Source organism: Delftia sp. PE138 (assembly GCF_018320755.1).
Lineage (GTDB): Bacteria > Pseudomonadota > Gammaproteobacteria > Burkholderiales > Burkholderiaceae_C > Comamonas > Comamonas tsuruhatensis.
Window position 1 is genome coordinate 486,677 of sequence record NZ_JABEPN010000002.1, and the last position, 21,206, is coordinate 507,882.

Here is a 21,206-nt window from a genome sequence, read left to right on the forward strand (position 1 = left end):
GGGGGTGATCGGGGGGCGAAGCAGGTGGGTGTGGTCAAGGTGCGCGGTGCGCCCGCTATGCTTGGCGACCCGCATTTCCTGCATCACCGTGCACTGCCATGACTGTACGCACCATATTGAAAATGGGTGATCCGCGCCTGCTGCGCGTCGCCCAGCCCGTGACCGAATTCGACACCGACGAACTGCACCTGCTGCTCAGCGACCTGCTGGACACCATGCATGCCGCCAATGGCGCGGGGCTGGCCGCGCCGCAGATTGGCGTGGACCTGCAGATGGTGGTGTTCGGCTCCGGCCTGCCCAATCCGCGCTACCCCGATGCACCGGTGGTGCCGCGCACCGTGCTCATCAACCCGGTCATCACGCCCATCGGCGAAGACGAACAGATGGACTGGGAAGGCTGCCTGTCCGTACCCGGCATGCGTGGCATGGTGCCGCGCTGGAGCCGTATCCGCTACACGGGCTTCGATGTCTTTGGCGATGCGATCGATCGCACGGTGGATGGCTTTCATGCGCGGGTGGTCCAGCATGAGTGCGACCACCTCTGGGGAAAGCTCTATCCCATGCGCATGCGCGACTTCCGCCAGTTCGGCTTCACCGATGTGCTGTTCCCCGGCATCAGCGCTGCCGAGGATGACTGAGCGGACTTGCGTGCCGCTGTAATTCCAGGATCTTCGGTCAGATCTTTGTATACAAATCGGTAGACAATTTTTCCATGCTGGCGCCGTACAGTGGCACTTCCCGCGAAGGCGGGGATTGTGTGCGTGCGCCTGCCAAGAGCTGCCAAGCAGCCACCGGGCTTCGCGATGCAGGATGCAGGAGAGCGCGGCCTATCGGGTCGGCGGCAAAGGGTGCGCGGGGGCGTGCCTGCCGCCATCCGGCTGCCGCGTACTTGTCCGGCGTTCTGTGAACAAGAGGACAAGGAGACAGCGATGGAAAAAAGTTCTGGCAATGCGCCGGCCCTGGGCGCAGACATCCGCCCGGAGGACGAGCAACTCGGCCTCACGGCCAACACCCTCTATGGTTTGCAGCATGTGCTGACCATGTACGGCGGCATCGTGGCCGTGCCCCTGGTCATGGCCAATGCGGCGGGCATGTCGGCGGCCGACACGGGCCTGCTGATCACGGCCTGCCTTTTCATGGGCGGGCTGGCCACGCTGCTGCAGACGCTGGGCATTCCGTTCTTCGGCTCGCGCCTGCCGCTGGTGCAGGGCGTGTCCTTCTCGGGCGTGGCCACCATGGTCAGCATCCTGCATACGGGCGGCGGCATGCAGGGGGTGCTGGGCGCCGTGCTCTTTGCCTCGGTGTTCGGCCTGATCATTGCGCCCATCTTCTCCAAGCTCACGCGCTTTTTTCCTCCGCTGGTCAATGGCTGCGTGATCACCATCATCGGCCTGTCGCTGATGCCGGTGGCCGCCCACTGGGCCATGGGTGGCAATCCCCAGGCGGCCGACTACGGAAGCATGGGCAACATCGGCCTGGCCGGGCTGTCCCTGGTCATCGTGCTGGCGCTGAGCAAGCTGGGCAACGCCATGATCTCGCGCCTGTCCATCCTGCTGGCCATCGTCATCGGCACGGCGGTGGCGGCCATGATCGGCAAGTCCGACTTTTCCGAGGTGGGCAGCGGTGCGTGGTTCGCCGTGCCCATGCCGCTGCACTTCGGCTGGCCGACCTTCAGCCTGGCGGCGACGCTTTCCATGTCCATCGTGATCCTGGTGACCTTGGTGGAGACCTCGGCCGACATCCTGGCCGTGGGCGACATCGTGGGCACGCGCGTGGATTCGCGCCGCCTGGCCGACGGCCTGCGTGCCGACATGCTGTCCAGCGTGGTGGCCCCGTTCTTCGGTTCGTTCACGCAGAGCGCCTTTGCCCAGAACGTGGGCCTGGTCGCGGTCACGGGCATCAAGAGCCGCTATGTGGTGGCCTTCAGCGGGCTGATCCTGATCGCCTTCGGACTGCTGCCCATCATGGGGCGCATCGTAGCCTGCGTGCCGCCCTCGGTGCTGGGCGGCGCGGGCCTGGTGCTCTTTGGCACGGTGGCAGCCAGCGGCATCCGCACGCTGGCCAAGGTGGACTATCACAACAACATGAACCTGATCATCGTGGCGGCGTCCATCGGCATGGGCGTGCTGCCCATGGTCAAGCCGGACTTCTATCACCACTTCCCGGACTGGTTCGCCACCATGTTCCATTCGGGCATCAGCTCCACTGCGGTGACCGTGCTGCTGCTGAACCTGGTCTTCAACCACTTCAAGCAGGGCAACCCCGAAGAGCCATCGGTGTTCGGCGCCGGATCGGAGCGCGTGCTCAGCGAGGCTGTGCTGTCTGCCCTGGCCGATGGCGACCGGGTGGTCGATGGCAAGCTCTATGACCGCGAGGGCAAGCAAGTGGCCACGGTGTCGGCGCCTGCGTCCGCCATGCACTGATGGCTGCATCCCCGCCTGCCAGCGCATGAACCCGACGAGCCCGCCCTGCACAACAGGGCGGGCTTTTTTTGCGCAATCGGCTCAGACTGCCAGGGCCTGCAAAAGCTCGGTCTCTATGAGCAGCTGGCGCTGGTTGTTCTGCAGCTCCGCACCCTCGATGAGGAAGCTGTCCTCCACGCGCTCGCCCAGCGTGCTGACCTTGGCCAACTGCACGCTCAGGTGGTGCTGGGCCAGGATGCGCGCCACGGTGTAGAGCAGGCCGGCGCGGTCCGTGGCCGAGATGGACAGCAGCCAGTGCTGGGCCTTGTCGTCGGGTCGCAGCGTGACGCGCGGCGCGAAGGGGAAGCTCTTGACGCGGCGCGACAGGCGCCGGGGCGAGGGCTCGCGCAGCGGTCCGCCCTCCATCAGGGCGGCGACCAGATCGTTCTCGACCATGTGCATCAGTTCGCGGTACTGCTCCTGCATGGCGGGCGCCACCACCTGGAAGGTGTCCAGCGCATAGCTGTTGTGGGCCGTGTGCACGCGCGCATCCAGGATGGAAAACGCTGCGCGGTCGAAGTAGCCGCAGATGCGCGCGAACAGATCGGGCTGGTCGGGTGCGTAGACCAGCACCTGCAGTCCCTCGCCCGCCAGTGAGCGGCGCGCACGCACCACGGGGCGGGTGGTGCCCACGTGGCGCGACAGGTGGCGTGTGTGCCAGGCGATGTCGGCCGCCTCATGGCGCATGAAGTAGTCCACGCCCAGCGTGTCCCAGAGCTTCTTGTGGGACTCGAAGGGCTGGGCCGTCAGCGCCAGCTGCACCAGCGCCTCGCGCCGGCGCGCCTCGATCTCGGCGGCCGCGTCGGGCGCGCGGCCGCCCATCACGCGCAGAGTCAGGCGATAGGTGTCCTCCAGCAGCTTGCCCTTCCAGGCGCTCCACACCTTGGGGCTGGTGCCACGGATGTCGGCCACGGTGAGCAGGTACAGCGCCGTGAGGTTGCGTTCGTTGCCCACGCGCTCGGCAAAGGCCTGGATCACTTCGGGATCCGACAGATCCTGCTTTTGCGCGACCTGGCTCATGGTCAGGTGCTCGCGCACGAGGAACTCGATCAGCTCGGCGTCGGCGCGCGCAATGCCGTGGGCACGGCAAAAGCGCTTGGCCTCCACGGCGCCGATGATGGAGTGGTCGCCGCCGCGGCCCTTGCCGATGTCGTGGAACAGCGCGGCCACGTACAGCAGCCAGGGCTTGTCCCAGCCGCTGGCCAGCTGGGAGCAGAACGGATACTCATGCGCATGCTCGGCCATGAAAAAGCGCCGCACATTGCGCAGCACCATGAGAATGTGCTGGTCCACCGTGTAGACGTGGAACAGGTCGTGCTGCATCTGGCCCACGATGCGCCGGAAGGGCCACAGGTAGCGCCCCAGCACCGAGGTCTGGTTCATCAGCCGCATGGCATGCGTGATGCCGCTGGGCTGCTGCAGGATCTTCATGAACGTGGCGCGGTTGACCGGGTCGCGCCGGAAGGCCGCATCCATCAGGTCACGCGCGCCGTACAGCGCGCGCAGCGTGCGTGCCGACAGGTCGGTGAGGCCCACATGGGTCTCGTACATCAGGAAGGTTTCGAGGATGGCATGCGGCTCGCGCTCGTACAGATCGTCGCTGGCCACTTCGATGGTGCCGGCCTTCTCGTAGAAGCGCGAGTTCAGCCGGATCCGCGGCGTGGGGCGCGGGTTCAGGCGCTCCTCGATGTTCAGCCGCAGGATCTGGCACAGCTGGGTCACGGCCTTGGCTGCCCAGTAGTAGTGGCGCATCAGCGTCTCGCTGGCGCGCATGGCCAGCTTGCGGCCCTCGGCCGAGGTGGAGCGGTAGCCAAAGGCCTCGGCCACGGCGGTCTGCTGGTCGAAGACCAGGCGGTCCTCGTGCCGGCCCGCCACGGCGTGCAGGCGTGCGCGTATCAGGCTGAGCATGGCCTCGTTGTCTTCGAGCTGCTGGCGCTCGAAATCGGTGATCAGTCCCTTTTCCGCCAGGGCCTGCCAGCTGTGGCCCAGGCCTGCGGCGCGGGCCAGCCAGATCATGGTGTGCAGATCGCGCAGGCCGCCGGGCGATTCCTTGCAGTTGGGCTCCAGCGAGTAGGGCGTGCTCTCGTACTTGTTGTGGCGCTGGCGCATTTCCAGCAGCTTGCCGGACAGAAAGGCGCGCGCATTCATCTGTGCCTGGTAGCGCTGCTGGAACTCGCCGAACAGCGGCTCGTTTCCGCAGATGCGGCGCGACTCCAGCAAGGCGGTCTGCACGGTGAGGTCGCGCCCGGACTCTTGCAGGCATTCGGCCAGCGTGCGCACGCTGGAGCCGATCTCCAGGCCCGCGTCCCAGCAGCTGCCGATAAACTTTTCTATGCGCGAGGTCAGCTCCGGGTCTGCCGTGCCGGTGGCCGGCAGCAGCACCAGCACGTCGATGTCGGAGTAGGGAAACAACTGGGCGCGGCCATAGCCTCCCACGGCGGCCAGGCAGGCCTCGGCAGGCATGCCGGCGCGGTGCCACAGCGCGCGCAGCAGCGTGTCGGCCAGATCGCTCAGGTGCTGCAGCACCAGGCGCACGCCGCGCCGGCCCATGGTGGGCGCCAGCAGCGAGCCTATCCAGCGTCCGCGATCGAGGGCGTACTGCGCGCGCAACTGCTCCAGCGAATCCGGGGCTGCGGGCGCAGAGTTGGAAGGAGTGTGGTCAGTGATCTGTTTCATGCGCGGCCAGGGCAGGGGAGGCGCCTGGAGCGGGTGCCCCGGGCGCAGTGCCATTTTGCCTGCGCATCACGCAAGAAACATGCCGAGCCTCAGCAGCTCGTGGCGGTCACGAAGGGCGGGAGCGCGGGCGAGCCGGCCGACAGGGTCATGACTTCGTAGCCCGTCTTGGTCACCACCAGGGTGTGTTCCCACTGGGCCGAGAGGCTGTGGTCCTTGGTCACGATGGTCCAGCCGTCCTTGCCCAGTTCCTTGATCTCGCGCCTGCCCAGGTTGAGCATGGGCTCGACGGTGAAGACCATGCCCTCTTCGAGAACGGTGCCCGTGCCGGGGCGGCCATAGTGCAGGATCTGCGGCTCTTCGTGGAACTTCTGGCCGATGCCGTGGCCGCAGAACTCGCGCACCACCGACAGGCCGTGGCCTTCGGCAAAGGTCTGGATGGCGTTGCCGATGTCGCCCAGCGTGGCGCCGGGCCTGACCTGCTGGATGCCCAGCCACATGGCGTCGAAGGTCAGCGCCGACAGGCGCTTGGCCGCGATGGAGCACTCGCCGATCAGGAACATGCGGCTGTTGTCGCCGTACCAGCCGTCCTTGGTGATGACCGTGACATCCACATTGACGATGTCGCCCTTCTTGAGCGGCTTGTCATTGGGGATGCCGTGGCAGACCACATGGTTGACCGAGGTGCACAGGTGCCCGGGATAGGGCGGGTAGCCAGGCGGCTGGTAGCCGATGGTGGCGGAGACCGTGCCCTGCTGCGCCATGCATTCGGCGCCCAGCCGGTCGATCTCGGCCGTGGTGATGCCGGGCTTGATGTGGGGGGTGATGTAGTCCAGCACTTCCGAAGCCAGGCGGCATGCCACGCGCATGGCTGCGATGTCTTCGGCGCTCTTGATGGTGATGCTCATGCCCGCAATTATCCCATTGCGCCTTTGGACGTGCAGGGGTAAGGGGCGGCTGTCGCCACCGGGACGGCGCAGCCCGGTAAAATGGCGGCCTCACCGATTCAGCGCCTTGCGGCCTGCCCCCAGCCGGGCGGGGCCGCAGGGCGCTTTTCACAAGCCTCCTCACCCAACAGGCCGCCACGTGACCTTGCATCTGACACAGTTCGAGGGTGGAAACGCTCTCAGCTCGTTCCGCGCCCAGCAGCTTCTGACCGACCTGGTCGCCATCCATCCCAAAATCACCGGCATTGCCGCGCGCTTCGTGCACCTGGTGGCCACGGACGCCGCACCCACGCCCGCATTGCAAGAGCGCCTCCAGGCGCTCTTGACCTATGGAGATCCCTACGAAGGCCCGCAAGGCCCGGCCGATGGCACCGCCCTGGTGGTCACCCCGCGCCTGGGCACGATCTCGCCCTGGGCCTCCAAGGCCACCGATATCGCGCGCAACTGCGGCCTTGAAGTCTTCCGCGTCGAGCGCATCACCGAGTACCGCGTGGTCCTCAAGAGCGGCCTGCTCGGTGGCAAGCCCGAGCTGTCGGCCGAGCAGACCGCGCAGATCGCGGCCCTGCTGCACGACCGCATGACCGAATCGGTCTTCGCCACGCGCGCCGAGGCCGAGCAGCTGTTCTCCGCCCTGGAAGCCGCTCCCATGGAGTTCGTCGATGTGCTGGGCGGCGGCCGCGCGGCGCTGGAGACTGCCAACCGCCAATGGGGCCTGGCCCTGGCCGACGACGAGATCGACTACCTGGTCGACGCCTTCAAGGGCCTGCAGCGCAATCCCACGGATGTGGAGCTGATGATGTTCGCGCAGGCCAACAGCGAGCACTGCCGCCACAAGATCTTCAACGCCCAGTTCACCATTGACGGCGTGGCCCAGGACAAGAGCCTGTTCGGCATGATCCGCCACACGCACCAGGTCTCGCCCCAGCACACGGTGGTCGCGTACTCGGACAACGCCTCCATCATGGAAGGCCATGAGGTCGAGCGCTTCGTCGCCACCTTCGAGGCAGCCCTGGACAAGATCAAGGCGCCCAGCTACCAGAAGAAGAAGGCCGTCAACCACGTCCTCATGAAGGTGGAGACGCACAACCACCCCACGGCCATCTCTCCCTTCCCCGGCGCATCGACCGGCGCGGGCGGCGAGATCCGCGACGAGGGCGCCACGGGCCGCGGCTCCAAGCCCAAGGCCGGCCTGTCGGGCTTCACGGTCTCCAAGCTGTGGGGCAGCGAAGTGGGCAAGCCCGAGCACATCGCCAGCCCGCTGCAGATCATGATCGAGGGCCCGCTCGGTGGCGCGGCCTTCAACAACGAGTTCGGCCGTCCCAACCTGACCGGCTATTTCCGCGAGTACGAGCAGCAGGTCGGCGTGGGTGCCGATGCCGTGATGCGCGGCTACCACAAGCCCATCATGATCGCGGGCGGCCTGGGCGTGATCGACTCCGAGCTGACGCGCAAGATCGAATTCCCCGCCGGCACCCTGCTGATCCAGCTGGGCGGCCCCGGCATGCGCATCGGCATGGGCGGCGGCGCTGCCAGCTCCATGGCCAGCGGCACGAACGCGGCCGAGCTGGACTTCGACTCCGTGCAGCGCGGCAACCCCGAGATCGAGCGCCGCGCCCAGGAAGTCATCAACCACTGCTGGGCCCAGGGTGACAAGAACCCCATCCTGGCCATCCACGACGTGGGTGCCGGCGGCCTGTCCAATGCCTTCCCCGAGCTGACCAACGATGCGGGCCGTGGCGCGCGCTTCGATCTGCGCGCCGTCAACCTGGAGGAATCCGGCCTGGCGCCCAAGGAAATCTGGTCCAACGAAAGCCAGGAGCGCTATGTACTGGCCATCGCGCCCGAATCGCTGGCCGAATTCACGGCCTTCTGCGAGCGCGAGCGCTGCCCGTTTGCCGTGATCGGCACGGCCACCGAGGAGCGCCAGCTGGTGCTGGAGGACACGGCCGTGGCCTCGGGCGACCAGAAGTTCCCCGTGGACATGCCCATGAACGTGCTGCTGGGCAAGCCGCCCAAGATGCACCGCGACGTGGCCACCGTGCAGCGGGAGCTGCCCCCCATGGACCTGACCGGCGTGCCCCTGGAAAAGGCCGTGATCGACGTGCTGGCCCACCCCACCGTGGCCTCCAAGCGCTTCCTGATCACCATCGGCGACCGCGCCGTGGGCGGCCTGACCCACCGCGACCAGATGGTCGGCCCCTGGCAGGTGCCCGTGGCCGACGTGGCCGTCACGCTGGCCGATTTCCAGGGCTTCAAGGGCGAGGCCATGGCCATGGGCGAGCGCACGCCGCTGGCGGCCATCAACGCGCCGGCGTCGGGCCGCATGGCCGTGGCCGAGGCCATCACCAACATGCTGGCCGCGCCCATCGAACTGTCCAGGGTCAAGATGTCGGCCAACTGGATGGCGGCCTGCGGGGAGCCCGGCGAAGACGCGGCGCTCTACGCCACCGTCAAGGCCGTGGGCATGGAGCTGTGCCCGCAGCTGGACATCTCGATCCCCGTGGGCAAGGACAGCCTGTCCATGCGCACCCAGTGGAACGAGGGCGGCCAGGTCAAGAAGGTGACCTCGCCGGTCAGCCTGATCATCACGGGCTTTGCCTCCATCGACGATGTGCGCGGCACGCTCACGCCCCAGCTGGACGCCTCGGAAGACGACAGCACCCTGGTGCTGGTGGACCTGGGCCGCGGCAAGATGCGCATGGGCGGCTCCATCCTGGGCCAGGTGCTGGGCCAGACCGGCAACGAGACGCCCGACCTCGATGACGCCAAGGACCTGATTGCCCTGGTCGATGCCGTCAACGACCTGCGCGCCAAGGGCCAGATCCTGGCCTACCACGACAAGGGCGACGGCGGCCTGCTGGCCACCGTGGCCGAGATGGCCTTTGCCGGCCATGTGGGCGTGGCCATCAACGTGGACATGCTGGTCACCGAAGGCGACGGCATCAGCGACAGCCGCATGGACTCGGGCGAAGGCAAGAACTGGGCCTCCCAGATCAGCGGCCGCCGCGACGACATGACGCTGCGCGCGCTGTTCAACGAAGAGCTGGGCGCCGTGCTGCAGATCCGCACGGCCGACCGCGCCGCCGTGCTGCAGACCCTGCGCGAGCATGGCCTGTCCACCTGCAGCCACATCATCGGCAAGACGCGTCCTGCCTCCTCCAAGGTCGATGCGGGCAAGGGCGAGCTGCAGGTCTGGCGCGATGCCAAGTCCGTCTTCGGCGCCTCGCTCAGCGACCTGCATCAGGTCTGGGATGCCGTCAGCTGGAAGATTGCCCAGCAGCGCGACAACCCGGCCTGCGCCGACAGCGAGCACGCCGCAGCCGGCGAGCCTGCCGACCCGGGCATGCACCTGCACCTGACGTTCGACCCGGCCGAGAACCCGGCCGCACCCTTCCTGAACCTGGGCGCGCGGCCCCGCGTGGCTGTGCTGCGCGAGCAGGGCGTGAACTCCCATGTGGAAATGGCCTACGCCTTCACCGAGGCCGGCTTCGACGCCGTGGACGTGCACATGACCGACCTGCAAAGCGGCCGCGCGCAGCTGCAGGACTTCGCCGGCGTGGTGGCCTGCGGCGGCTTCAGCTACGGCGACACGCTGGGCGCCGGCATCGGCTGGGCGCGCTCCATCACCTTCAACGACAGCCTGTCCGCGCAGTTCCAGCAGTTCTTCGGCCGCAGCGACACCTTCGGCCTGGGCGTGTGCAACGGCTGCCAGATGTTTGCCGAGCTGGCCGACATCATTCCCGGTGCCCAGGACTGGCCGCGTTTCACGCAGAACCAGAGCAACCGCTTCGAGGCGCGCCTGTCCATGGTGGAAGTGCTGGAGTCGCCCAGCCTGTTCCTGCAGGGCATGGCCGGCAGCCGCCTGCCCATCGCCGTGGCCCACGGCGAAGGCTTTGCCAACTTCCGCTTCCGCGGCAATGCGGACAAGGCCATCGCCTCCATGCGCTACGTGGACAACCACGGCAAGGCCACCGAGCAGTACCCGTTCAATCCCAACGGATCGGCCGGCGGCCTGACGGCAGTGACCACGGCCGATGGCCGCTTCACGGCCATGATGCCCCACCCCGAGCGCGTGTTCCGCAACGTGCAGATGAGCTGGACCAACGGCGACAAGTCGGAATTCAGCCCCTGGATGCGCGTGTGGCGCAACGCCCGCAAATGGCTGGGTTGATGCACTGAGCGACGCTGCAAAGCAGACAAAGGCCCTTCGGGGCCTTTTCTTTTTCTGTTTCTTTTTGGCGGCTGCCGTTACGGCGCCAGCATCTGCGCCGTGCGCGCGCGGGCCTGCTGGACCAGGGTGGAGATCAGCACCGTCTCGGGCAGGTTGTGCCAGTAGCGGCGCGGCATCTCGCGCAGCATGGCCTGCTCCTTCAGGCGCGCGGGGTTGAAGGTGCTGGCGTAGTAGGTCAGCCACAGGGCCTCGCCCGCGTCGGCTGGCGGGGCATCGCTGCGGCGCGCGCCGGGCGCCAGGCGCAGCGCATGGCCGTCCCAGTGCGCGCTGCATTGCGGCGTGAGGATGGCCCAGTGCATGTTGGCAAAGCGCTTGCAGAAGAAGGGCGCCGCCGCGCGCACGATGTGGTGCTCGGGCTCGAACCAGGCGATGTGCAGATCGGGCTGGTCCGGTCGCTGCGTCGTCCGAAAGCGCACAAAGGCGTGCATCTTGTGGATCTCGCGCGAGACGGGGCGGGCCAGGGCCTCGATGGCGCGCCAGTCCGCATCCAGCGCATCCAGCCGCAGTTCGGGCCGGGCCTGCATGCGCGCCAGCCAGCGGTGGCATAGCTCGAAGCGGCCCGCCGCGCGGTGCATGCAGGCATGGCGCAGGGCGGACATCTGGGTGTCCGACAGGGACAGCCCTGCCTCGCCGGGGCCGGCCAGCCCGGCGAGTGCCGAGGCGGGCATGGCCTGCTGCGGCGCGCTGGAAAACAGATCCACCCCCGCGCCGAGTGGCTGCGCACCCCGCGTGTCGGGCCACCGCCAGCGCACCGCAGCGGGGTCGGCGCCGTGGGCCAGCAGCGCCCGGCAGGCTGCGCGAAAGCCGGGCCAGTCGTCGGGGCTGTCGAGTTCGATGGTGAGGGCCTGTCCGTGCATGGCGTGCTCCAGGTTCTAGAACAGGCTGGCCTGCAGTGCGCTTTGCACGCGCATGCCGCTGTGCCGCGCCTGGGCCTGGCTGGCCTGCGACTGCGCGATCAGCCGCGTGCGCAGCGCGGCCGAGTCGGTCTCGCCCAGCAGGGGGCGGTGGCCGTCGATCAGCACGAAGGGCAGGGCCTTTTGCACGGGGGCGCGCAGCCGCAGCAGGTCGTCCAGCCGCAGCCGGCGCACGCGGCGCGCCGCCAGCAGGCGCTCCACCGTCTGCGTGCCCAGGCCCGGCACGCGCAGCAGCAGGCTGCGCGGCGCACGGTTGAGGTCCACGGGGAACTGCTGGCGGTTGGCCAGTGCCCAGGCCAGCTTGGGGTCGATCTCCAGGTCCAGCATGCCGTGGCGGCTGGCCGCCGCGATCTCGCCCGCCCCGTAGCCGTAAAAGCGCATGAGCCAGTCGGCCTGGTAGAGCCGGTGCTCGCGCATGAGGGGCGGCGCCTGCGGCGGCAGGTCGCGCGAGGCATCGGGAATGGGGCTGAAGGCCGAGTAGTACACGCGGCGCAGGCCGTAGCCCGCATACAGCGTATGGCTGGATTCGAGGATGTCGGCATCGGTTGCGCGGTCGGCGCCCACGATCATCTGCGTGCTTTGCCCGCCCGGCGCAAAGCGCGGCACGGCGGCGCGCTGCGCGGGCGCGCCGGGCAGGGACTGCGCCTGGCGCTGCTCGCGCGTGGCCGCGCGCCAGGCCTGCACATGCCGGTCCACGCCCTGCATGGCCTGGCGTATGCGCCGGCCGTCCTTTTCAGGCGCGAACTGCGCCAGGCCGCTGGCCGTGGGCAGTTCCACATTGATGCTCAGGCGGTCGGCATGGCGGCCTGCCTGGGCCAGCAATTCAGGGGCGGCATCCGGGATGGTCTTCAGATGGATGTAGCCGCGAAAGTCATGCTCCTCGCGCAGGCGGCGGGCCACTTCCACCAGCTGCTCCATGGTGTAGTCGCTGGAGCGGATGATGCCGCTGGACAGGAACAGTCCCTCGATGCAGTTGCGCCGGTAGAAGTCCAGCGTCAGCTGCACCACCTCGGCCACCGTGAAGCGGGCGCGCTGCACGTTGGAGCTCTTGCGATTGATGCAGTAGCGGCAGTCGAAGATGCAGACATTGGTCAGCAGGATCTTGAGCAGCGAGATGCAGCGCCCGTCGGGCGCATAGCTGTGGCAGATGCCCATGCCGGTGACCGAGCCCATGCCCTTGCCGTCCAGCGAGTCGCGCCCCTGCGATCCGCTGGAGGCGCAGCTGGCGTCGTACTTGGCGGCGTCGGCGAGGATGAAAAGTTTGCGTTGCAGCTCCATGGCTGTATGAATATACAGTATATTTGCCTGGCACATCCGGTTTTTGGAGAGCCCATCCCCCAGCCAGGGTCTGGTCCGGCCTTGCCTGGCTCCGGTTTGAACGCACTGTCGGGCTATCGCAATGGCCAGCGGATTGCAATGGTTGCCAGTGCAATGGAATGAAACCGTTTTCAGTGCGGAATGAGTGCTTGCTTTCAATGGGTGGCGATGTGCATCGCAGGAAATGGTGAATGCGTGTTTCCTGCGTCTTTTTGCAATGTCTGAAGGCTGGTACGGCTTGGTGCCATCAATGCATGCGCTGATATAGCGCAGCTGGCTGCGCGCCATGGGGTTCCCGGTTCATGGGAGAGAGGTTTGACGTTGTTGTGATTTGTTTCAAATTGCCGATAACTATTGCTGATAGGCTTTTGGGCTTGCCGGGCGCGGTCGTTTCTTCATTCAATGCGCCTGGCGATGACAAACACTTGGAGAGGGAGCTTCGGTGTCGCGTGTATTAGGAACAGAGAGCGAAGTGCTGGCGCTATCGCCGGACGCTTCCTCCAGCAAGGCCGCCAAGGGGCTGCAATCGCCCGCCAAATGGCCCACCATGGGTGCCAACGATGTGGCGGTGTGGGGCGAGTGCCAGGGCAGCGGCAGCAAGCCCTACCAGACCCAGGTGGACCTGTCGGGACCCTCCTTCAAATGCTCTTGCCCCAGCCGCAAGTTCCCCTGCAAGCATGGGCTGGCGCTGATGCTGATGCGTGCGGGCGGCCAGGTCACCGAGGGCGGCGATCCACCGGCCTGGGTGCAGACCTGGCTGGACAGCCGCCAGGAAAAGGCCGAGAAGAAGGAGGCCAAGGCAGCCGCCGCGGCGGCCGAGCCGCCACCCGATCCCGAGGTTGCGGCCAGGCAGCAGGCCAGGCGCGAAGACAAGCGCTGGGACAAGGTCGAGGCGGGCCTGCAGGAACTGTCGCTGTGGATGCAGGACATGGTGCGCGCGGGCCTGGCCAACCAGGCCGGCGACTCCCAGATGCGCCAGCGCTGGAACACCATGGCCGCGCGCATGGTCGATGCGCAGGCCACGGGCATGGCGGCACGCATCAAGGACTGCCGGGATCTGGTGGACAGCCACCGCGACTGGCCGCGCGACATGCTGGTGCAGCTGGGCCACTGGCAGCTGATCATCGACGCCGTGCGCCGCCGCGAATCGCTGAGCCCCGAGGTCAAGGCCGACGTGATGGCCGCGCTGGGCTGGCCCATGGACAAGGCCGAGGTGCAGGCCAGGGGCCAGCTGGTCGAGGACGAATGGCTGGTGGCCGGCCTGCGCATGATCGAGCGCGAAGGCCGGCTCATGGAGCGCCGCGTCTGGCTGCACGGGCAGCGCACGGGCCGCATGGCCCTGGTGCTGGACTATGCGCAGGGCGGGCGCGGCTTCGAATCGGCCTGGGTGCCTGGCCATCGCTACGGATGCGCGCTGAATTTCTACCCGGGCCATGCGCCGCTGCGCGCCATTGCCGCCAACGGCAACGGGCCTGCGCTGCCTGCCGAGGGCGCCAGCCCGCTGGACACCTCGGCCGTGGGCGACGTCCTGCAGCAGATGGGCCGGCGCATTGCCGCCAACCCGCTGCAGGCCACGCAGCCGCTGTGCCAGGACGGGTTGCGCCTGGTGCCTGCCCAGGGCCAATGGTTTGCGGCCTGGCCCGATGCGCCGGGCGCATCGGCGGCTGCGCCCGGCGTGTCTGCTGACGGCACTGCCGCGCCTGTGCAACCCGTTCCCGTGGCCATTGACGATGCCGAAGCCTGGCGCCTGCTGGCGCTCAGCGGCGGCGCGCCCATGCAGCTGTTTGGCGAATGGGAGCCCGGCCCGGCCGTGGGCCGCTGGCGCCTGCTGAGCGCCTGGCAGGCCCGCGAGGGCGAAAGCGCCCGGCAATGTATCTGGCAGAACCAGGGTGAACCGGTATGAGCAACACACAACTTTGGACTGCGCTGCAGCAATCGGCCATGGTCGGCTCGGACCGGCTGGCCGTGCCGCCTGCGCTGGCTTCGGGCGTTGATCCGTCTGCCCCGTGGTCGCAGCAGGCCGTGCAGGCCGCGCTGCTGCCCCGGGCGGACCTGCCCGGCGACTCGCCCGCCCAGCAACTGCTGCGCGCCAGCGCCGTGGCGGCCGTGTTCGAGCGCGCAGGCTGGCAGCCCGGCGCGCAGGTGCGCCTGCCGGCGCCGCTGGCCGTGCCGGCCGCGGCGCCTGCAGAATCGCGCCCCGCGCCTGCCGATGCTCGCCTGCAGACCTTGATGGGCGACGTGCTCAAGGACGGGCCGTTCGAGCTGCAGGCCTCGATGCTGCGCACCCTGGACCAGGCGGGCCAGCGCCTGCCCCATGACCTGCTGGTGCCTGCGCTGGAGCAGGGCCGCCAGTCCGTGGAGCTGCGCCAGTGGCTGGCCCCGGTGCTGGGCGAGCGCGGGCGCTGGCTGGGCGCGCTCAATCCGCAATGGAGCTATGCCAGCGGCGTGGAGGAAACCGCCGACCCCGAACTGGTCTGGCAGGAGGGCTCGGTCGAGCAGCGCGTGGCCCTGCTGCGCAGCGAGCGCGCGGCCGATGCCGCCCAGGCCCGTGCGCGGCTGGAAGGCAGCCTGAAGGAGCTGGGCGCCAAGGAGCGCCTGCCCATGGTCCAGGCACTGACCGTGGGGCTGGGCATGGACGACGAGCCGCTGCTCGAAAAACTGCTGTCCGACCGCAGCAAGGAAATCCGCGAGAACGCCGCACAAATGCTCTCGTGCCTGCCGGACAGCGCGCACAGCCAGCGCGTCATGGGCTGGATGCAGTCCATGCTGCAGCAGGACGACAAGGGCCAGTGGATCGTGGAGCCTCCCGAGGAAGGCCTCAAGGAATGGGAGCGCGACGGCATCACGCTCAAGCCCGATGCCTACTTCCGTGGCGGCAAGAAGGCCTGGCTGCTGGAGCAGATGGTGCAGCTCACCCCGGTGTCCTTCTGGACCCGGGCCCTGGGCCTGACGCCCCTGGAAGTGATGGAGTGGAGCCGGCGCAGCGACTGGAAATCCTCGCTGCGCCAGGGCTGGGTGCGGGCCCTGCAGTACCAGCTGGACGTGGAATGGATCGATGCCGCCCAGGCCCTGGGCCGCGACATGCGCCACGATGCGCTGCTGCCCGCCCTCATGGCCCGGCTGTCCCCCGAAGAACGCGAGTCCCGCTGGATTGCCCAGTTCGAGCGCGACAGGCACAAGCTCATCGACGCCATCGAGGGCATGTCCCAGTCGCTGGGCGGTGCCGAACTGCTCTCGCCGGCGCTGTCGGCGCGGCTGACCGAGGCACTGCATGTGGCCGTGGGCGGCAAGCAGATCACGGGCAACTGGCACAGCTACCGCGCCGACCAGGCCCTGCTGTCCTGCGCGCGCATGCTGGACGTGACTGCGCTGGAGCGCTTTGCCGAGCTGTGGCGCAAGCCCTCGGTGCTGGATGCACAGGTCGAGCCCGAGCCGGAGCCCCCGGCCGAGCCTGTTGCAGAGACCGCAGCCGCTTCGGCATCTGCAGCAACAGCCGCCCCGGCCATTCCCCTCACGCCCCAGCAGCAGGCGCGCCTCGAACGCAGCCGCGCGCGGCCCTGGGACGAGGAGCGCATGCGCGGCCACCTGGAGCGCATCGTCGAGCTGCGCCTGGGCCTGCACCAGGCCTTCATCGCACTGCGCGGCCAGGCCTGAGGCCGGGCCCGCTTTGCCACCCACCCCCTACCGAATCCCATTCCCACCCCTTTCCGGAAGCACACCATGAGCCAAGTCCTGCGCCAGCATGCCGAACAGCAATTCGCCGAAGAACTCGAAGCCCTGCGCAAGGTGGACGACCGTCCGCGTCCGCCCAACTGGAAGCTGTCGCCCTGGGCCGTGCTCCAGTACCTGATGGGCGGCAAGCTCGGCAACGGCTTCGAGGTCAGCCCCAAGTACATCGGCAATCCGCGCCTGATGGAAATCGCCGTCTCCACCCTGGCCACCGACCGCGCCCTGCTGCTGTACGGCGTGCCGGGCACGGCCAAGTCCTGGGTGTCCGAGCACCTGTCGGCCGCCGTCAGCGGCGACTCCACCATGCTGGTGCAGGGCACGGCCGGCACCAGCGAGGAGCAACTGCGCTACGGCTGGAACTACGCGCAGCTGCTGGCCCATGGCCCGTCCGAGAAGGCGCTGATTCCCAGCCCCCTGGTCAACGCCATGAAGCTGGGCAAGATCGCCCGCATCGAAGAGCTGACCCGCATCCCGGCCGACGTGCAGGACACGCTGATCACCGTGCTGTCCGAAAAGACACTGCCCGTGCCCGAGCTGGGCACCGAGGTGCAGGCCGTGCAGGGCTTCTCGGTCATCGCCACGGCCAACAACCGCGACAAGGGCGTGAACGAGCTGTCCAGCGCGCTCAAGCGCCGCTTCAACACCGTGGTCCTGCCCGTGCCGGCATCGCAGGACGAGGAAGTGCAGATCGTCACCAAGCGCGTGGCCGAGCAGGGCCGCGCCCTGGCACTGCCCGCCGAGCCGCCGGCCCTGCAGGAAGTGCGCCGCGTGGTGCAGATCTTCCGCGAGCTGCGCAACGGCCAGACCGAGGACGGCAAGACCGTGCGCGTGAAGTCGCCCAGCAGCACGCTGTCCACGGCCGAGGCCATCTCGGTCATCAACAGCGGCATGGCGCTGGCCGGGCATTTCGGCGACGGCGTGCTGCGCGCGGGCGATGTGGCCTCGGGCCTGCTGGGCGCCGTGATCAAGGACCCGGTGCAGGACAGCGTGGTCTGGAAGGAATACCTGGAGACCGTGGTCAAGGAGCGCAGCGACTGGAAGGACCTGTACCGCGCCTGCCGCGAACAGCTCTGAAGCCCGCACTCCCGCTCCGCTGACCGACCGCATCTTCTGCGCATCTCCTGCGCACTTCCCGTATGGCCACCTCTGCCAATCCGCTTCATTTCTTCGGCATCCGCCACCATGGCCCGGGCTGCGCGCGCAGCCTGCTGCAGGCCCTGGAGCAGCTGCAGCCCGACTGCCTGCTGGTCGAAGGCCCGCCCGAGGGCGAGTCCCTGCTGCCCATGCTCCAGCATGCCGACCTGCAGCCGCCCGTGGCCATGCTGGTCTATGTGCAGGACAGCCCGGCCCATGCCGCCTTCTATCCCTACGCCGAGTTCTCGCCCGAATGGCAGGCCCTGCAATGGGCGGCGCGCCAGGGCGTGGCCACGCGCTTCATCGACCTGCCCCAGACCCACCGCATGGCGCTGGACATGGCCGAGCAGGAGCGGCGCCGGGCCGAGGCGGCGGCAGCAGATGCAGGTGATGCGGGCGAGGATGCGGGCGATGAAGGCCAGGATGCCGACACCGGCTCCGATTCCGGCGTCGCTGCGGCAGACGGCGGCCAGCTCCAGAGCAATGCCGCCGAGGCCCTGGACCGCGACGACACCACGCAGTCCGTGCCGGCTGCCGACCTCGCCGTCGATCCCTCGGACCCCGGCAGGCGGGACTGGCGCGATCCGCTGGACCTGCTGGCCGAGGCCGCAGGCTACCCCGACGGCGAAAGCTGGTGGAACCGCATGGTCGAGGAGCGCGGCGACGGCGCCACCCTGTTCGAGGGCATTGCCGAAGCCATGGCCGTGGTGCGCGCCGAGCTGCCCAACGAAGTGCGCGGAGAACGCCACGCCCGGCGCGAGGCGCTGCGCGAAGCCTGGATGCGCCAGTGCATGCGCGAGGCCGTCAAGGCCGGCCACCAGCGCATTGCCGTGGTCTGCGGCGCATGGCATGTGCCGGCCCTGCAGGCCCAGGTCACCGCCAAGGCCGATGCCGCCACGCTCAAGGGCCTGCCCAAGGCCAAGGTCCAGGCCACCTGGGCGCCCTGGACCTACCGCAACCTGTGCTCGTCCAGCGGCTATGGCGCGGGCGTGGATTCGCCGGGCTGGTATGAACACCTGTGGCGCTGCTCCGAGCCTGCGCCCGAGTCCTTGCTCCAGTCCGCACCTGCTGCCGACCCGGCACGCGCCAGCACCCGGCGCACCGTCGGCTGGCTGGCGCGCGTGGCCCATCTGCTGCGTTCCAAGGACCTGGACTGCTCCAGCGCCCACATCATCGAGGCCACGCGCCTGGCCGAAAGCCTGGCCGCCCTGCGCGGCCACGCCAGCCCGGGCCTGCCCGAGCTGGACGAGGCCATCGTCACCGTCATCAGCATGGGCGAGCGCGCTCCGCTGCGCCTGATCGAGCGCGAACTCAGCGTGGGCGACCGCATCGGCGGCGTGCCCGCCGACGTGCCCCAGGTGCCGCTGCAGCGCGACATCGAGCAGCAGCAAAAAAGCCTGCGCCTCAAGCCCGAGGCGGCCGCCAAGGTCCTGGCCCTGGACCTGCGCAAGGACACGGACCGCGACCGCAGCCACTTCCTGCACCGGCTGCGCCTGCTGGGCATAGAGTGGGGCAGCGTCACCACCGACCAGCAGCGCAACCGAGGCACCTTCCGCGAAAGCTGGCAGCTGCAGTGGGAGCCCGAGCTGGCCGTGCGCGTCATCGAGGCCAGCCGCTACGGCGGCACCCTGGTGCAGGCCGCAGCCGCCAAGGTGCGCCAGGCGCTGACGCCCGAGACACCGCTGCCCGAGCTGGCCAGGACCATCGACGACGCCCTGCTGGCCGACCTGCCGCACCTGGTCGATGCCCTCATGCACGACCTGGCAGACCGCTCTGCCAGCACCGGCGACGTTTCCCAGCTCATGCAGGCGCTGCCGCCGCTGGCCAATGTGCTGCGCTACGGCAGCGTGCGCCAGACCGACACCCAGGCGCTGGCCACGGTGATCGACAGCATGGCGCTGCGTGCCGCCATCGGCCTGCCCCTGGCCTGCATGGCGCTGGATGAAGACGCCGCAAGGCACATGCAGGCCACGGTGCTGCAGGCCCATGAAGCCCTGCGTCTGCGCGATGCCGAGGAGCCGCGCGAGGTCTGGTTCGGCGCCCTGCGCAGCATTGCCCTGGGCGATGCCGGCGCGGCCCTGCTGCGCGGCACGTCCTGCCGCCTGCTGCTGGATGCCCACCGCCTGGACAGCGAGGCCGTGGCCACGCAACTGGGCCGCAATCTCTCGCTGGGCGTGCCGCCGCTGGACGCTGCCGCCTGGCTGGACGGCTTTCTCAACCGCCAGGCCCTGGTGCTGCTGCACGACGACGCCATCTGGGGCGCGGTCGATGCCTGGCTGGCCCAGCTGGGCGAGACCCAGTTCACCCAGATCCTGCCGCTGGTGCGCCGCAGCTTCTCGGCCTTCTCCAACCATGACCGCCAGAGCCTGGGCGAAAAGGCCCGGCGAGGGCAGGGCAGTGCGGCCGTCGTGGCGGCTGCATCCGCAGGTGCCGCAGGCGCGGCAGGCGGCGGTGACGACGGCGCCTGGAACGAGGCGCGCGCCGTGCTTGCCCTTCCCGTACTCGATCAACTGCTGGGCCTGAACCTGCCCGCGCAACTGCTGTCCAGCCCGCAGGAGGCCCAGCCATGAACACCGCTGCCACCGTGAACGATGCATCCCTTGCCGACGCCGATCCGCAGGACCCCGCTGTCCAGCCCACCAACCGGCTGCAGCGCTGGCGCCTGGTGCTGGGCCAGCCGGCCGAGGGCAGCTGCGGCGGGCTGGGCGCCAAGGGCGGCTCCCTCGAAGAGATGGACAAGGCTCTGGCCGCGCTCTACGAAGAAGACAACAAGGACGGCAGCCTCTCGCGCCGGGGCGGCCGGGGCAACTCCTCGCCCAGCGTGGCGCGCTGGCTGGGCGACATCCGCAAGTACTTTCCCAGCCAGGTCGTGCAGGTCATGCAGCGCGACGCCATGGAGCGCCTGAACCTGCGCGAACTCATGCTCCAGCCCGAAATGCTGGAGCATGTGCAGCCCGACGTGCACATGGTGGCCGACCTCATCTCCCTGGGCTCCGTCATCCCGCAGAACACCAAGGAGACCGCGCGCATCGTCGTGCGCAAGGTGGTGGACGACCTCATGCGCCGCCTGGAAGAGCCCATGCGCAGCGCCGTCTCGGGCGCGCTGGACCGCAGCCAGCGCAACCGCCGCCCGCGCCATTCCGAGATCGACTGGAACCGCACCATCCGCGCCAACCTGCGCCACTGGCAGCCCGACTACCGCACCATCGTGCCCGAGACCCTGGTCGGCTACGGCCGCAAGGTCCGCCGCCCGCAGCGCGAAGTCATCCTGTGCATAGACCAGAGCGGCTCCATGGCCAACTCCGTCGTCTACTCCAGCATCTTCGGTGCCGTCATGGCCAGCCTGCCGGCCGTCGCTACCCGTCTGGTGGTCTTCGACACGGCGGTGGTGGACCTGACCGACAAGCTCTCCGACCCCGTGGACGTGCTGTTCGGCGTGCAACTGGGCGGCGGCACCGACATCAACCGCGCCGTGGGCTACTGCCAGGGCCTGATCAGCGAGCCGCGCAATGCCATCGTCGTGCTCATCTCCGACCTCTACGAAGGCGGCGTGGAAAGCGGCCTGCTGCGACGTGCCTCCGAGCTGGTGGAGTCGGGCGTGCAGTTCATCACGCTGCTGGCGCTCAGCGACGAAGGCGCGCCTGCCTACGATGCACAATTGGCCGCCAAGCTGGCCGCGCTGGGCGTGCCCTCGTTTGCCTGCACGCCGGACGCCTTCCCGCAGCTCATGGCCGCCGCCATCCGCCGCGACGACGTGGCGGCCTGGGCGGCAGGGCAGGGCTTCAAGACAAGCAAGTAG

Annotated in this window: 12 protein-coding genes; 8 read left to right on the plus strand and 4 right to left on the minus strand. The window is 68.6% G+C overall.

Annotation, left to right across the window (positions count from 1 at the left end):
• Positions 1-98: 98 nt before the first annotated feature.
• The gene (gene def / locus HFGMBDPB_RS11205) at positions 99-638 is read left to right on the plus strand and encodes a peptide deformylase (RefSeq protein WP_016450766.1); all 540 of its coding nucleotides are present in this window, start codon (positions 99-101) and stop codon (positions 636-638) included.
• 291 nt (positions 639-929) lie between these two features.
• Positions 930-2,423 (plus strand): nucleobase:cation symporter-2 family protein, encoded by a 1,494-nt coding sequence (locus tag HFGMBDPB_RS11210; protein ID WP_016450767.1) that lies wholly within the window; start codon positions 930-932, stop codon positions 2,421-2,423.
• 81 nt (positions 2,424-2,504) lie between these two features.
• Here the strand turns inward: HFGMBDPB_RS11210 and HFGMBDPB_RS11215 are convergent, their stop codons facing one another.
• Positions 2,505-5,138, minus strand: a complete 2,634-nt coding sequence (locus tag HFGMBDPB_RS11215) for a [protein-PII] uridylyltransferase (protein WP_046986780.1) — start codon at positions 5,136-5,138, stop codon at positions 2,505-2,507.
• Positions 5,139-5,227: 89 nt separating this feature from the next.
• Positions 5,228-6,043 carry a type I methionyl aminopeptidase gene (map, locus tag HFGMBDPB_RS11220; protein WP_016450769.1) on the minus strand — a complete coding sequence of 272 codons (816 nt, stop codon included), beginning with the start codon at positions 6,041-6,043 and terminating at the stop codon, positions 5,228-5,230.
• Positions 6,044-6,221: 178 nt separating this feature from the next.
• Between map and purL the strand changes: the two genes are divergently transcribed.
• Positions 6,222-10,253, plus strand: a complete 4,032-nt coding sequence (purL, locus tag HFGMBDPB_RS11225) for a phosphoribosylformylglycinamidine synthase (RefSeq protein ID WP_016450770.1) — start codon at positions 6,222-6,224, stop codon at positions 10,251-10,253.
• 77 nt (positions 10,254-10,330) lie between these two features.
• On the opposite strand, the gene HFGMBDPB_RS11230 is transcribed toward purL, so the two are convergent.
• Together HFGMBDPB_RS11230 and HFGMBDPB_RS11235 are read right to left on the minus strand one after the other, a co-directional pair.
• Positions 10,331-11,170, minus strand: a complete 840-nt coding sequence (locus HFGMBDPB_RS11230; protein WP_070080959.1) for a TIGR03915 family putative DNA repair protein — start codon at positions 11,168-11,170, stop codon at positions 10,331-10,333.
• A 15-nt stretch (positions 11,171-11,185) separates the two neighbouring features.
• A complete protein-coding gene (locus HFGMBDPB_RS11235) occupies positions 11,186-12,505 on the minus strand; it encodes a putative DNA modification/repair radical SAM protein (RefSeq protein WP_016450772.1) in 1,320 nt (439 codons plus the stop codon).
• A gap of 511 nt (positions 12,506-13,016) precedes the next feature.
• Here HFGMBDPB_RS11235 and HFGMBDPB_RS11240 point away from each other — a divergent pair.
• The 5 genes from HFGMBDPB_RS11240 to HFGMBDPB_RS11260 all read left to right on the plus strand — a co-directional run bounded on the left by HFGMBDPB_RS11240 (position 13,017) and on the right by HFGMBDPB_RS11260 (position 21,206).
• Positions 13,017-14,447, plus strand: coding sequence for an SWIM zinc finger family protein (locus HFGMBDPB_RS11240; protein ID WP_227740950.1), 1,431 nt, complete (start codon positions 13,017-13,019; stop codon positions 14,445-14,447).
• Positions 14,444-16,198, plus strand: a complete 1,755-nt coding sequence (locus tag HFGMBDPB_RS11245; protein WP_047218383.1) for a DUF5691 domain-containing protein — start codon at positions 14,444-14,446, stop codon at positions 16,196-16,198. The genes HFGMBDPB_RS11240 and HFGMBDPB_RS11245 overlap by 4 nt, the downstream gene beginning before the upstream one ends.
• Before the next feature lie 66 nt (positions 16,199-16,264).
• Positions 16,265-17,347: an AAA family ATPase gene (locus tag HFGMBDPB_RS11250; protein WP_016449186.1), complete on the plus strand. Its 1,083-nt coding sequence runs from the start codon at positions 16,265-16,267 to the stop codon at positions 17,345-17,347.
• A 62-nt stretch (positions 17,348-17,409) separates the two neighbouring features.
• A complete protein-coding gene (locus tag HFGMBDPB_RS11255; RefSeq protein ID WP_016449187.1) occupies positions 17,410-19,977 on the plus strand; it encodes a DUF5682 family protein in 2,568 nt (855 codons plus the stop codon).
• Positions 19,974-21,206: a VWA domain-containing protein gene (locus HFGMBDPB_RS11260; protein ID WP_016449188.1), complete on the plus strand. Its 1,233-nt coding sequence runs from the start codon at positions 19,974-19,976 to the stop codon at positions 21,204-21,206. The genes HFGMBDPB_RS11255 and HFGMBDPB_RS11260 overlap by 4 nt, the downstream gene beginning before the upstream one ends.

What these genes read in the sequence shown, in the direction of transcription:
- HFGMBDPB_RS11215 (WP_046986780.1), bottom strand. Translation starts at nt 5,138, where the DNA reads ATGAAACAGATCACTGACCACACTCCTTCCAACTCTGCGCCCGCAGCC.
- def (WP_016450766.1), top strand. Translation starts at nt 99, where the DNA reads ATGACTGTACGCACCATATTGAAAATGGGTGATCCGCGCCTGCTGCGC.
- HFGMBDPB_RS11230 (WP_070080959.1), bottom strand. Translation starts at nt 11,170, where the DNA reads ATGCACGGACAGGCCCTCACCATCGAACTCGACAGCCCCGACGACTGG.
- HFGMBDPB_RS11255 (WP_016449187.1), top strand. Translation starts at nt 17,410, where the DNA reads ATGGCCACCTCTGCCAATCCGCTTCATTTCTTCGGCATCCGCCACCAT.
- HFGMBDPB_RS11210 (WP_016450767.1), top strand. Translation starts at nt 930, where the DNA reads ATGGAAAAAAGTTCTGGCAATGCGCCGGCCCTGGGCGCAGACATCCGC.
- HFGMBDPB_RS11245 (WP_047218383.1), top strand. Translation starts at nt 14,444, where the DNA reads ATGAGCAACACACAACTTTGGACTGCGCTGCAGCAATCGGCCATGGTC.
- HFGMBDPB_RS11260 (WP_016449188.1), top strand. Translation starts at nt 19,974, where the DNA reads ATGAACACCGCTGCCACCGTGAACGATGCATCCCTTGCCGACGCCGAT.
- map (WP_016450769.1), bottom strand. Translation starts at nt 6,043, where the DNA reads ATGAGCATCACCATCAAGAGCGCCGAAGACATCGCAGCCATGCGCGTG.
- HFGMBDPB_RS11250 (WP_016449186.1), top strand. Translation starts at nt 16,265, where the DNA reads ATGAGCCAAGTCCTGCGCCAGCATGCCGAACAGCAATTCGCCGAAGAA.
- HFGMBDPB_RS11235 (WP_016450772.1), bottom strand. Translation starts at nt 12,505, where the DNA reads ATGGAGCTGCAACGCAAACTTTTCATCCTCGCCGACGCCGCCAAGTAC.